The organism is Clostridium ihumii AP5, assembly GCF_000612845.1.
GTDB classification, from domain to species: domain Bacteria; phylum Bacillota; class Clostridia; order Clostridiales; family Clostridiaceae; genus Clostridium_J; species Clostridium_J ihumii.
This window is the reverse complement of the sequence record NZ_CCAT010000043.1, coordinates 44,273-58,591: the sequence shown is the minus strand read 5'-3', so window position 1 is coordinate 58,591 and position 14,319 is coordinate 44,273. Positions and strand designations below refer to the sequence as shown.

12 protein-coding genes and 2 riboswitches are annotated in these 14,319 nt (G+C 25.2%); of the genes, 2 read left to right on the top strand and 10 right to left on the bottom strand.

From position 1 onward, the window contains the following. Positions 1-257: 257 nt before the first annotated feature. From BN346_RS06130 to BN346_RS06120, 3 genes are all read right to left on the bottom strand, one after another. A complete protein-coding gene (locus BN346_RS06130; RefSeq protein WP_040327272.1) occupies positions 258-1,457 on the bottom strand; it encodes an ABC transporter ATP-binding protein in 1,200 nt (399 codons plus the stop codon). Then, the gene (locus tag BN346_RS06125) at positions 1,454-2,482 is read right to left on the bottom strand and encodes a FecCD family ABC transporter permease (RefSeq protein ID WP_040327271.1); all 1,029 of its coding nucleotides are present in this window, start codon (positions 2,480-2,482) and stop codon (positions 1,454-1,456) included. The genes BN346_RS06130 and BN346_RS06125 overlap by 4 nt, the downstream gene beginning before the upstream one ends. A gap of 451 nt (positions 2,483-2,933) precedes the next feature. Then, positions 2,934-4,382, bottom strand: a complete 1,449-nt coding sequence (locus BN346_RS06120) for an ABC transporter substrate-binding protein (RefSeq protein ID WP_040327270.1) — start codon at positions 4,380-4,382, stop codon at positions 2,934-2,936. A 234-nt stretch (positions 4,383-4,616) separates the two neighbouring features. Further along, positions 4,617-4,795: riboswitch (cobalamin riboswitch) on the bottom strand. Positions 4,796-5,190: 395 nt separating this feature from the next. On the opposite strand from BN346_RS06120, the gene BN346_RS06115 reads away from it, so the two are divergent. Continuing rightward, positions 5,191-5,646, top strand: coding sequence for a GNAT family N-acetyltransferase (locus BN346_RS06115; protein ID WP_051540098.1), 456 nt, complete (start codon positions 5,191-5,193; stop codon positions 5,644-5,646). A 138-nt stretch (positions 5,647-5,784) separates the two neighbouring features. Here BN346_RS06115 and BN346_RS20450 read toward each other — a convergent pair whose 3' ends face one another. From BN346_RS20450 to BN346_RS06080, 7 genes are all read right to left on the bottom strand, one after another. Further along, positions 5,785-6,756 (bottom strand): stalk domain-containing protein, encoded by a 972-nt coding sequence (locus tag BN346_RS20450; protein WP_051540096.1) that lies wholly within the window; start codon positions 6,754-6,756, stop codon positions 5,785-5,787. Positions 6,757-6,915: 159 nt separating this feature from the next. Then, positions 6,916-7,089, bottom strand: a riboswitch (cobalamin riboswitch). 466 nt (positions 7,090-7,555) lie between these two features. Then, positions 7,556-7,828 carry an RpnC/YadD family protein gene (locus BN346_RS06105; RefSeq protein WP_051540094.1) on the bottom strand — a complete coding sequence of 91 codons (273 nt, stop codon included), beginning with the start codon at positions 7,826-7,828 and terminating at the stop codon, positions 7,556-7,558. Between the two features lie 239 nt (positions 7,829-8,067). Continuing rightward, on the bottom strand, positions 8,068-9,027 hold the full coding sequence (locus BN346_RS20445; protein ID WP_051540092.1) for a stalk domain-containing protein: 960 nt from the start codon (positions 9,025-9,027) through the stop codon (positions 8,068-8,070). Between the two features lie 440 nt (positions 9,028-9,467). Further along, entirely contained in the window at positions 9,468-9,953 is a 486-nt protein-coding gene (locus tag BN346_RS06095; protein ID WP_040327269.1) for a hypothetical protein, read from the bottom strand. A 16-nt stretch (positions 9,954-9,969) separates the two neighbouring features. After that, positions 9,970-10,161 carry a hypothetical protein gene (locus tag BN346_RS06090; RefSeq protein ID WP_040327268.1) on the bottom strand — a complete coding sequence of 64 codons (192 nt, stop codon included), beginning with the start codon at positions 10,159-10,161 and terminating at the stop codon, positions 9,970-9,972. Positions 10,162-10,491: 330 nt separating this feature from the next. Beyond that, positions 10,492-10,971, bottom strand: a complete 480-nt coding sequence (locus tag BN346_RS06085) for a hypothetical protein (RefSeq protein WP_040327267.1) — start codon at positions 10,969-10,971, stop codon at positions 10,492-10,494. Between the two features lie 573 nt (positions 10,972-11,544). After that, on the bottom strand, positions 11,545-12,903 hold the full coding sequence (locus BN346_RS06080) for an MATE family efflux transporter (protein ID WP_040327266.1): 1,359 nt from the start codon (positions 12,901-12,903) through the stop codon (positions 11,545-11,547). 306 nt (positions 12,904-13,209) lie between these two features. On the opposite strand from BN346_RS06080, the gene BN346_RS06075 reads away from it, so the two are divergent. Beyond that, on the top strand, positions 13,210-14,280 hold the full coding sequence (locus tag BN346_RS06075) for a DnaD domain protein (RefSeq protein ID WP_040327265.1): 1,071 nt from the start codon (positions 13,210-13,212) through the stop codon (positions 14,278-14,280). Positions 14,281-14,319 lie beyond the last annotated feature (39 nt).

Sequence of the window (14,319 nt, the reverse complement as noted above, 5' to 3'; positions counted from 1 at the left end):
TACAATTTTTTTATTTGTACTTCAAATAAAATTAATATAATATTTATCCATAAAAAGTTCATTTTGGAGAATAAATTCCCCATTATAATATTCTTACTGACCATAGTTTTAATAGTAAATATACCTATTGCTTTAGATACATCAGTTTTATCATTAATTGTTAATTTTATTTAACGTTTTAAATAATTCCTGTTTCCTTTACTAAAATTAATCACATTTACATCTTAAATAATTTTATTTTGGAACTTTAAATTATATTAAACATTTACTACTTTGTAAAATTCCTTTAAAACATCTGAAACATTATTAAAATAAACTATATTTTTATAATTATCACCATATAGTTTCATACTGTCTTCTTTGCTTCTTAAAGATACTACAGTTTTTTTTCTTTTTATGGCTTCTTTAATTATTTCTGTATTTTTAAAGTTTATATCTCCTATGATGCTGCCTGCATCTATTACAAAATTAATATCATTTAATTCATTCTTTATATGTACAACATCACCATCTTCTACTTTTTTATATGGCTTTAAACTGTATATTTTTATTCCCATAGTTCTTGCAATTTCATAATCTATATCATTCTCATAAATTATACCAGTTGAAATTCCTATATCTGATTTTGTAAATATTCTATATATTGGTGTTCCTTTTCCACATCCACCTAAAACAAAAACTTCTGGTTTTAATGTGTTTTCTATTTCAACAGAACCTAATAAATTATTATAATTAGACTCCATTCCATATAAATTATTTATTATCTTTTCATCTACAACATCTTCTGGTGCTCCATAAGCAAATATTTCATTATCCTTTACAAGAACTACTTTATCAGCACTTTTAAGAGCAATATCAATTTCATGTAAACACACAACAACTGCTATATTTTTATCTTTGCTAAGTTTTTTTAATATATCCATAAGTTCTAATCTATGTTTTATATCAAGATGAGTAGTTGGCTCATCTAATATAATAATTTCTGGTTCTCCAGCTAATGCTCTTGCAACTAAAACTTTTTGTTTTTCACCATCACTTAATTCGTCAAAATAACGCTCTTTTAACTTATCCGCATTTACAGTTTTTAATGCATCAAATACAATTTCATTATCTTTTTCACTAAGCTTTCCAAAAAATCCTGTGTGAGGATACCTTCCCATAGCTACAACTTCATATACAGTTGTAAGAGAGCCTTCAAATTTATTAGTTAAAACTAATGCTAATTTTTTAGCTAATTCTTTTTTATCAATTTGAAGCAAATTTTTTTCTTTTATATAAACTTCTCCACTTATAGAAGTTAAAAGACCTGATAAAGTTCTAAGTATTGTTGTTTTACCAGCTCCATTAGCACCTAAAAAACATAATATCTCCCCACTATTCACTTCAATTTCAACATTGTCTACTACTATTTTCTTCTCATATCCAACAGTTAATTTATTTGTATTTAACATAATCATAATGAAGCCCTCCTTTTTAACACAAGGAATATTACAATTGGTGCTCCAACAAAAGAAGTTACTGCACTTATTGGAAGTTCCACTGGTGACACTATTGTTCTTGCAATTAAATCACAAATAGAAGTAACTATTCCTCCAAGCATTATAGTTCCTGGCAAAAGTACTTTATTATCTGTAGTCTTAAATAACAATCTTGAAATTTGAGGAACAGCTAGTCCAATAAATGCAACTGGACCTGCAAAAGCCGTAACAACTGCTGCTAAAATACTTGAAATGGCTACAATAGCTATTCTAAATCCTTTTATATTAACTCCCATACTTTTTGCATACTCTTCACCTAACAAAAATGCATTTAACGGTTTTACTATACACATACTTAATAAAATTACTGGAATACCTATTATCATAAGTACTTTAACTTGATTCCATGTAAATGCAGAAAAAGTACCCATCCTCCACATTGTAAAACCTTGAAGCTTTTCTTTATCAGCAAAAGCTGTTAATACACTTGTAACTCCACTACATAAATATCCAACCATCATACCTATTACAAGTAATGTAACTACATTTTTAACCTTTCCTGCAAATAAAATTACTATAGCCATAACTATAAGTGAACCTAAAAAAGCACCTAACACTAACATAAATGGTGATACTGTCTCAAATCCAAGAGTTACACCACCAAGCATTATAACTCCAACAAATAATGATGCTCCAGATGAAACACCTAAAACATAAGGCTCTACTATTGGGTTTTTAAAAAATATTTGTAATAAAAGTCCTGACGCTGCAAGAGAACATCCTCCTATAATCGTCGCTACAGCTCTTGGAAATCTAATATTCCAAACTATATCGTAAAAAGGATTCACTGTAGCTTCTTTATTAAATAAAATATCTAAAATTTCCCTAAGCCCAATCTTAACTGAACCAAATCCAACACATAACGCTAAAGTTAAAAACATCAAACATGCTAATATAACAAAAACTATTGTATACCTAACCTTAGACTTTCTTAAAAAATCCATATTTTATCCTCTCCAAATTCAAATTTAAAGTAATGTCTTTCTCAAATGATAGTAACTATATTACAGTTTATTACTATATTTCTATTGGCAACCAACTAATAAGTAAGAGTGAAAAGTGAATAGTTATGGTGAATAGAAGTCCATAAAAACTAAGTTTTTATATAATCCTTAATCAATTTGTTCTACAAATTATTTTAAGAATCCATTTAAAAAACTGAGCTTTCAGTTTTATCCTTCATTGTTAATTGTTCATCGTTAATTGTTAATTTTTGTACAACACTTTCAATCTCTCTTTCTCAACTAAAATAAGAGTAATTTTGTTTTTAAACTTATTTCTCTATATTTTGATTTAAAATATATAAGATGTACCAATTTAAAATAGTACATCTCTATATTTAATATCTATTTATATGTCAGCTCTATTTTTAGAGCTTCTGTAGGATTTTTGTTTTTATTCTTTATAATTTACATAGTGTTTAATTTCATTTCCAGTTGAACCTGGGTGGAACATTTCCATTAAATCTATAATAAGTTCGTCACTTTTATCTATTGATTGGAAATAATCCGGTGCAAAACACCATACTTTTTTATCTTTTACAAGTTGGAGTTTTTCAAGTATAGGAGCTTTTTCTACTACACTTTTTAATGTTGGACTATAATTTGTTGAAGATGAATAAACAAAAATATCTGCTTCATTAGCTTTTGCATATAATTCTTCTATACTTATAGTTCCACTTCCTACACCATCATCTTTTAAAATATATTCTCCTCCAGCCATTTCAATCATTTTTGCAACATATGAATCACTTTTAGGAACATATACTTTACCTTTACTTATAGTTGCCCATACTACTTTTGGTTTTTCTTTGCCTTCTATCTTTTTACTTGCAGCTTCTACATTTTTTATTGCCTTATCAAATTGCTTTTCAGCCTCTTCTTCTTTATCATAAAATGCTGACATTAACTTAGACCATTCCATTCTTCCATATGGATTTTCCTCTAAATATTCATTATCAACTACATAATTTATTTTTAACTCATCTAATTTTTCCATAAGTTTTTGTTGACCAGCTGGACCACTATAAACTACTGCTAAATCCGGCTTTAAAACTGATATCTTTTCAAAATCTGGAGAATCACCTTTTCCAACAAATTCTATATTTCCATTTTCAAGTCCTGTTTTAATTTCATCTATACTCCAATTTTTAGCTTCAGTTGTTACAGCTTTAACACTATCAAGTTCACCTATTGCCCTTAAAAGACATGCCTGAGTAGTTGAACCTAACAACACATTTTTAGCTGGTGTTTTTATAACTATTTCATTTTTAAATTCTTCTGGCACTTCTTTTCCTTCTGGCACTATTATTAAAGTTCTTTTATCACCATCAACAACTTTTTTAATTCCACCCTTAAGATATTTCACACTAAATGCTTTTGTATACTTAAGTGGCATTTCTGTTCTTATATTTAAAACCTTTTCTTCCTTATCATAATTAAATCTTGCATCTATAGCATCACTTAAAAATTCTATTGGAACATATATATCTTCCTTGTCAGCTTTAGTTTTTTGTTCTAATTTTATTTCTTTTGAATTTACCTTTGCAGTTTCACTATCCTTATTTACTACAATTTCATCATTGTTTATTTTTACTACTGCGTCTTTATCATTTAATTTAAATTCACCCTTAAAATAATTACATGTATCTTTTAATGAAACAAAAACTTTCTCTTCATCAATTTTAGTTTTAACCACATTTTCTGTTTTTTCATTATCTACAACTACACTTGACTCTGTACTTTTCCCTTCTCCTATTGAGCACCCAATGAGACTCATAGATATAGCTGTACATAATGCAGCACTTATAACTAATTTGCTTATTCTTTTATTATTTCTCAACATTCCCTTATCCTCCAAAAATATGTACTTATTAAGATTTAAACTATCTTTAATCTTATTTTTTATATAAATTATTAATTTTATATTTTAGCTTTAAAATATATATTGATTTTTGCAATAAAAAAACCTCTTTAAATAGAGGTTTTTTTAATATATCACTAATTTTAAAAACATTAAAAATATTTTAAAATTAAAAAATAAATTTTGATATACTTTGATTTCCCTCCGAAACCTCTGATCTAAATATCTATTTAGGCAGGTCTCCTGACTAACGACTTAACCTTAGTCATCCTTCCCAGTTAAAAACCAGTGGATTTGACTTCGTATCCGTTACAGTAGCGGGGGCTGTAGTGGATTTTCACCACTTTCCCTATTAAACTCTTTTATAAAATGCAAACTTTTTAAACTTAAAAACTTGTACAACTTATATCATGAAATTAATTTCACAGTGAGTACCTAAATATAACTATTAAATTTTCAAACAACCACATTATATTGCTAAATTTTACATAATTCAATACCATTTTTTGTATTATTTTAATGATTATTTTATATTTTTTAATTTTTTATAACATTTTTCTAAAAATTAAACTAGTTTCAATGCCCTATTTATCTCATTTAACGTTATATTTATTTAAATTTTAATATACTAAAATTTCAACACATTCCATTTTGGAATATATGGTTATTCTTGAAATTTTTATAATCTACATCTAATATTTTTAACTTTTTTTTACATAATTGTACTAATATATAGTATAATTTTTATTATTAATTAAAATACAAATTTATATGAGTGAGGTAATAATCCATGAATAATAAAACAACCCCTGAAAACATCAAGTTAATTTTATCTAATATCTCATTACCAAAGGGCTTTTACATTAGGGAATTTAAGGAAAATGACTTTTCATATATTCAAAAAATATATGAAACTGAAGGCTGGTTAACCATTATAAAAAGACCCAATGATGCTTTAAAAGCCTTTAAAAACTCTGATATAGTTCTTGTTATAATCTATGAAGATAACATTGTTGGTGTTCTACGTGGATTAACTGATACAGAAATAACTACTTATATTATAGAATTAATAATTAATAAAAATTTTAGAGGAAAAAGCCTTGGAAAAGCTCTTATCAATGCTTGCCATTTATTATATCCTAAAACAAGAATTGAACTTTTAGGCAGTAATAGTTCTAAAGATTTTTATAAAGCTAATGAATTTAGAGATTTCTTTGGTTTTAGAAAAAGCTTCAAAAATGACTAAAAGCTACACTCTAAACTGAAACATGAATAACTTAGTTTTTAACTTTAAGTTATTCATATTTCAATTCAAAGTTTTAATCTAATTTTTTACATTCATTTTTCACTTAAGATAATTTGCGTTAAACTTAATAATTATTATTTATTTTACTACCTTTACTGTATCTTCTTTGTCATAAAATGCACCGATTAGTTTTCCCCATTCATTCTTTGCATTTTGATTATTTTCTAAATTTGAATTTTCAACTACATAATTTATATTTAACTCCTCTAATTTTTTTACTGTATCTTCATAATCCTTTAATCCTCTATCAACTATAACAAGCTTGGGACTAAAAAATGATATCTTATCAAAATCAAATTCATCATCTTTACTTACATATTGTATAATTCCATCTTGAAGCCCCATTTTTAATTCTATTTCATTTGAAGTTGCTGCTTCCTTTGTAACTTCTTTTATACTTTTTATTTCGTCTATATTTTTTAAGACCCCTACTTGGTGCTCTGATGTTACTAAAACATTTTTTACTGGTGTTCTTACAATATTTTCACCTTTAAACTCTTTAGGTATATACTTATCTTCTGGAACAAGAATTAAAGTATGATTTTCTCCATCTATAACCTTTTTTACTCCACCTTTAAAATATTCAACACTAAAACCACTAGTATATTGAAGGTGCATACATTTTTCTATAATCAAATCATTTTCTTCCCTATTGTAATTAAAATTTGCATCTACATTATCTTTTAAAAAATCTAACGGCACATATATATCATCTTTATCCCTTTCTATATTAGCCATAAGATTAACATCTTTTTTATTAACTTTTATAATGTCACTATTGTCACTTACAACTATTTCATTATTATTTATATTTGATATTGCCTTATCATCTTCCATTTTAAAATTCCCATCAAAATAATTTGTAGTGCTTTTTAAAGATGCAAATACAATATTATTTTTTACTTTAGTTTTAACATCATCAGTACTTTCATAGTTCTCAACTTCACTTGAACTTGTACTTATATATTCATTATTAGAACACCCTATTAAAGATGTACAAATAACACTTCCTATAACTAAGCATATTAACTTTTTATTTAACCTTAACATTTAAAAATTTCCTCCCTAAACCCTACTTAAAGAAATTTTGTGCAAAATAAAAAACCCCTATAAAACAGAGGTTTTTCAATATAACTTTAAAACGCATCAAAAATACGCTTTAATTTAAAGCTTACATTATCATAATTCAATCTCCCTCCGAAATTTCTTTTACATACTTATAATTAGGTAGGTCTCCTGACTAACGGCTTAGCCTTAGTCATCCTTCCCAGTTAAGAACCAGTGGATTTGACTTCGTATCCGTATACAGTAGCGGGGGCTGTAGTGGATTTTCACCACTTTCCCTATTAAACCTATTTAGGTACCTAAATATATTTTATTCAATTTTCAAACAATTACATTGTAGTACTAATCTAATAAAAACTCAATAGTCTTCCTTGTAATAATATTTTATTTTTTCATTACTGAATTTGATTTATAGGAAAACAAGTTGAAAAATGAAATTACTATTATTCCAATTGAGAAAGATATGTTTAAACGAGTGTACAAAAATTAACAATTAACGATGAACAATTAACAATGAAGGATAAAACTGAAGTCTCAGTTTTTTAAATCAATTTTTATAATGATTTGCGAAGCAAATTATTTAAACACAATATAAAAACTTAGTTTTTAGATATTTCTATTCATAAATATTGAGAACAAAGTGAATAATATTAACCATCATTGTTAATTGCTAACTGTTAATTGTTAATTGGTTCCAAACATAATAATTGACTTAATTGTAATATGGCTAGTGTTATTTGATAAAGCTATTATTTTTGAGTCAAATTTGGAACTCTATACTAATTTATTTTATTTCTTTTCTTAATTCTTTCACTTTATTTATATCTAACCCTGTTTTTAATGCTATTGTTTTATCATCTAATATATCCAATAAATTTATAGCAATTTCTAACTTTTGCTTTTCTATACCTTTTTCTATTCCTTTCTCTATTCCTTTTTTTTCAACTTCTGGATCATATAATGTTTTTGTCATCATAATCACCTCTTCTTCTATTTTTTCATCATTAAAATAATTTCTATTTAAGTATTCTACTAAGTTTTGTATTGCAAGAAGCATTTTATGAAAATCATCATGTAGTATTTCATTTTCATGTAATAAATATCTATTTTAAAATGAATTAATCCTACCACCTAGCAATCAAAACAATATTTTCACATTAAAACATAGCTATAATAATGTTAATAATTATATTATAATTTTTTCTAAAAAAGTTCAAATTCCCATACAATAAAAAAGATAGATAACAAAATGTTTACCTATCTTTTATATCCTATAAATTAATTCAATTTTTGCATTTATTCCTTATCATAAAATACACTTATGAATTTTCCCCATTCATTTTTTGCATTTTGATTATTTTCTAAACTTGAATTTTCAACTACATAATTTATATTTAATTCATCTAATTTTTTTACTATATTTTCATAATCTTTTAATGTTCTATCAACTATAACAAGTTTTGGACTAAAAAATGATATCTTATCAAAATCAAATTCATCATCTTTACTTACATATTGTACAACTCCATCTTGAAGTCCAATTTTAATTTCTATAGAATCAGAAGTTACAGCTTCTTTTGTTACTTCTTTTACACTGTTTATTTCACCTATGCTTTTTAAAACATCTATTTCATCTTTTGATGTTGCTAAAACGTTTTTTAGTGGTGTTTTTATAATAGTTTCATTTTTTAACTCTTCTGGTACAACTTTTCCCTCAGGAACAATAATCAAAGTTCTATTTGATCCATCTGTAACTTTCTTAACTCCACCTTTAAAATACTCTACACTAAATCCACTTGCATACTGAAGTTTCATACTGCTTTCTAAAGTCAATCTTCCACTCAATCTATCATAAGTAAATCTTGCATTTACATTATCTCTTAAAAAATCTAATGGCACATATATGTCATCATCATACATTCTAGCCTTTGTCATAAGACTCACACTCTTAGAATTCACTCTTGCAACTTCTCTTTCAGAGTTCACTACTATCTCATCACCATTTATATTAACTATAGCTTCATCACCATTTAATTTAAAATCCCCTTTAAAAAAGTTAGAAACATCTCTTAGTGATGCAAAAACAACATTACTTTCCATTCTTGTTTTAACTACATCATTATTACTAGTCTCACTCATAACTACATTTGAACTCTTTAATTCCTCTTCCCCCATACATACACTAGCCATACCTGTAACCATAACGCCACAAATCACAGCTCCTAAAATAACCTTACTTAATCTCTTGCTTAACATAACAAAATCCTCCTTAAACTAATAAACCCTCTTTATGCAAAACATAAAACCTTTTGTAATGAGATGCTATGTTTTACATAAACATTTAAATAATTAATGGAAATATCACTGCCATAAAATTTAACCATCTATGCAATTATTTCCTTAACCACCTCTATATTAGTACTACTATTTACAAAAAGCAATGGATTTTGTGTTTTTTTTAACATTTAAATTTATCTTTATAATGAGAAATCATTAAATTTTCTAACTATTTTACTATATTAAAGCACTTTTCTCATTTATTTACTAACTTCGACAAATATTTTTCATATAATCAATGTTAAATTTATAACAAATATACAATTTCAATCATAAATTTAAAATTCTCTTATTACATTTATATTTTTTACATAAACAAAAATAGATAGACTATTAAAAAGCCTATCCACTTATATTATTTACATTGTTTCGCAATGAAGCCAACTTTCATCCTTATTTTTACAATTCAAACAAGTTATATTAGCACTAATCCACTCAAAAGCATTAACCCAATCGCTTTCATTTAAAGTTTCTCCATGGGAATTTTCAAGGCCACTTTCATCAATAAAATCTTCTTTTCCTTGAGAAGCTATAGTAACTTCTATTTCAAATTTATCATTGTTACACTTTGAACATTTTGTAATGTTTAAAGATTCTTCTCTATTTAAAAAGTTATCATTACATACAAATCCATTCCATCCATGTTTATCTTCGTCAAACAATATTAACTCTTCATTACATAATGAACAAAAAACTTTCACTATCATTTTATTATTACTTTCATAAATTTTAAAACTTTTTGAACCACATTTACATTTTACTATTCCTTTAATTTTAAATTCGTCATTTTCATCACCAATCAATTCTAAGTAATTTTTTAAATGACTAGGTATTGGGTACTCCATTAAATTAAATCTCCTTTTATATAACTTTTTTATTTTTCTTTTTATATTTTTTTCGTTTTTTTATTTTAATTTTTAAAAATCTAATAATCCATTTTATAATCTTAATTAATATTTTAACTAACGTCTCAATTGTTCTTGTGAGTACAAAATATAAAATTACAGCTTCAAAAATTCTACTTAGGAAAAATCCTATTGTGCCAAACTCCATTGTCTTTCTTACTCCTTAAATTTAATATATAACACTTATTCTAAATTACGATATTAAACTTAAAAAATCATCCGCCACGGCTTCAAAAATAATCTCAGGTAAATTTAGATTAAATGTGTTAGTTATATTATAAAATATCCTCTAGTACAAAATATGTCCATAAGCTTATTTCATAATATTTTAAATATAAAAAAGATAGACTATTAGAAATCTATCTTTTTTTATATTATTAAATTTTTTAAATTTAGTTAAATATATAAATAAGTTATTTCTTCCAATAATATAATGAACTTTCAATTTGTATGAACTCATATTTCAATGTTTATATATCTATATTTTCCCTAAGGATTTCATTGCATAAGCATATGATTTAAATCTTGGCGTTTTCATATCTATATCTCTTTTTGTTACACCCATATAAATAATTATATCATTATATAGTTTATTATTTCCATTTACAATACGCAAATTACCTGAATTTACTTCTATTTGTATTATAGTATGTTTTTCTATATCACTTATAAGTTTATATGCTCTTATATCTAATTCATCGAATTTTAAATTATAGCTATACTTTAAAATTTCTAAAAACATTTCTTTTTCAATACCTGAAACTTGAAAAGGAACAGCATTATAATTTTTAATTAAATATTCTTCAACTTTTAAAAAACTTTTATTATTAGCTTTTATTTTTGATGATGCATATTCTAAAAACTTATTATCATCATCTATATTAATTTCAACTTCACCATCTGAGCCACCAATTATATTATGTGTTTTTAAAAAATCTTTTTCATTTAAACAATTCACAGCATTTTATCTCCTATATTATATTTTATCTATTTTTTCATATTTAATTTCGCACAATATTAATTACACATATTATACATTATTTTTATATTTTACCCAATATTTTTCATTTAATATAAAAGGTATTCTCTATTTACTTCATATTTTGAATATTTGTTTTCACTTGAATTTAGTTTACAATAATTTGTATCGTCTTAATTATAATTATGTAAACTAAAATGGATTTTAAAATAGTACTTTAGATTTTTTATCCAACATCACGGACTTTTTTACATGGGTCTGTGGATTCAAAAAAGATCACACTTATATAGTTAAAATTTAAAATAATATATTTATCAATTGAAAAACTTTTTTCTTTCATAAAGAAACAGGAATTATTAAAATTAGTATTTCTTTAAAAATTGATTTAGAAAATCTTATTAATTTGTTTTTTATTTTCAAGACCTGAACCCAAGGATGGGTTAAGGTCTTGAAAATAAAATATCAAATTCATTAGAGTTTCTTTGAAATTTTTATGAATAACGTTTTAAATAATTACTATTTCCTTGGAATAACCTTTTTCTCATTTCATACTTAAATAATTTCACTTTTCATATTACAATTACATAGTTTCATATATTCCTTTTTTATTAAAATTAAACTTCCTATAACAATAATTGTGTCTACTACTGGTTGAGTATACCAAACTGCTGGCAATTTAAAAATTGAAGTCATTATTATAACACTTGGAATAAATAAAATTATTTGCCTAAACATAACTAATAATCCTGAAACTTTTCCATTTCCTATGGATTGAAAGAACGTAATAGCCATAACTATACATCCATTTAACGGGAATATACTATAAAAAATTCTAAAGTATTTAATTCCTTCTGCTACTAAATTTTTGTCTTTTATAAAAAGACTTAGTATTTGCCTCGGATATAATTCTATTGGAATCCAAAATAATAGTCCTAAACATACAGCTCCAATAATAAAAGTATTAGTAGATTTTCTTACACGATTATAACTTTTAGCGCCAAAATTAGTTCCCACTACTGGTTGTAATCCTTGAGACATTCCCCAAAGAGGTATAAATGAAAATGAATAAATTCTCATTACTGCTCCCATTAAAATTCCTTGATTATCTCCACCATATTTAAATGCCATTCTATAAAGTAAGGTTTGTTGCACAAGTGATAGAACTTGCATCATCATTGCTGATATACCTACAGCAAATACCTCCTTTTGAATATTACTATCTAATTTAATTTTTTTGATTTTTACCTTTTTGCTTTTTTTCTTAAAATAATGCATTGTAATTGCAGCTTGTATTATCTGAGAAATTACTGTAGCAGCTGCGGCTCCTTCTATGGCTCTTTCTTTAAATAAAATTATTAATATAGGATCCAAAATAATATTAAGAATTGCTCCAAATGCCATTATCAGCATAGCTTTTTTCATAAGTCCTTCTCCACGCATTACCATATTAGCACTTTGAGCAAAATTAACAAAAATTGACCCTAAAAATATAATTCTTAAATATCTAGTACCTAGATTTAAAATCTCTCCTGATGCTCCACTTATTTGTAAAAGTTGTTTTGTGAAAACAATTCCAACAATCATTATTATAGTAGATAAGATTAAAATCCAACCTATTAAATTTCCCATAATTGAATTTATAACCTTTTGATTTTTATTGCCTATAGCTCTAGATAAAACTGATGCAGATCCAACACCTATTAATGTAGCTATTCCAGTATTTAAAAATGTTATTGGATATGAAATAGAAATTGCAGCCATTGCATTTTTTCCAATAAGCTGACCTGCATATACCCCATCCATAAATGAGTATAGACCTATTACTACCATTCCAATTATAGCTGGTGTACACAGCTTAAACATTAATTCTACAGGTGACTTTGTTAAAATTTGTTTTCTATTATCCTCCATTTATACCCCTCCTACCTTTAAATTATAAATTTAATTTTTTTCATGCTTCTAATAAGATAATTTTTGAATTTTCTTGATATTTTTCTCTACATTTCCAATTATATACCAAATGATAAAGATTATCAATATCATTTAATTGTGAATTTTATTAATTAATTTATGACTTCACATTAACAATTTCATGTGGTTTGTAAACATTTTGAAAACTTCACATTTTCTTTTGTTGTTTTTTTCATTTTTCACCTATATAGAGATTGAGGATCTTATAGTACATAAAATTAAATTTATATTTTAGGGGGTTTTATTATGTTTTCAATTTCAAATGTTAATCAAATTTATTGCAATGAATTAGGATTATCTTTAGATGATTTGCTTATTTTAGACTATTTAAGAAAAGGTATAGATAACAAGAAGTTTATGTGTAAGATTATTGATGATGAACGATATTACTGGATTAATTATAGTGATGTTATAACTTTCTATCCTATTCTTAATATAAAAAAAGATACTCTTTATAGAAAATTAAAGAAGCTTTGCAAATGTGATATTTTAAAACATAAGACTTTAAAATGTGGTGGCACCTACTCCTTTTACACTTTTGGAAATAAGTTTAATACTATATTTAAAAATAGCAATGAGGAAAACACTAATACTTGTAGCAGAAAAACTGCTACTTCTAATTGTGATTCTATAAATCATAAGAAAGCTAACTTTAAAGCTCTTCTTAACAATATGATTTTTTCTCAAGATAAAGATAATTTTTCTATATTGGATTTGTTTTCATGTGATACTGAAGATAATTCCTATGACATAGATTTTTTATCCAACATTAAGGATTTTTTTACATCTATCCTAGGATTTAAATCCTTAGCTAAATATATATTTAATATATTAAATAAAATAACTTCGTTATTTTATAATTTATCTAAATCTAAAGATTTAGATATTAACTCTATAAATAGAGTTAATAATAATAACAACTTAAATACTAATAATCATAGTTTAGATATGGATTTAAATTACAATACCTCTAAGGATTTAAATACTGATGACTTTGAAAATGAACTTTATAGTTATTACAATGATTGTGGTTTTGGTTCTTTAACTAAAGTTACTAAAAACATTCTTGATTCATTATGTAAAAACTATGGTGATGAAACTTTAAAAAATGCTATGACTGAAGCTGTTAAAAATAATGTTTTAAATCTTAACTACGTAGAAGGTATCCTTAAAAACTGGAAAAATAAAACTCAAAAACCTACCATAGATAATTTGGAAACTAAACTATATAAAAAAGAAAAAGATAGTTTTAATAACTTTGAGCAAAGAAAATATGACTTTGATCAACTTGAAAAAGACCTTTTAGGATGGTCATAATAAAGAAATACTCCTACCTAATTAAAAGTAAGAGTATTT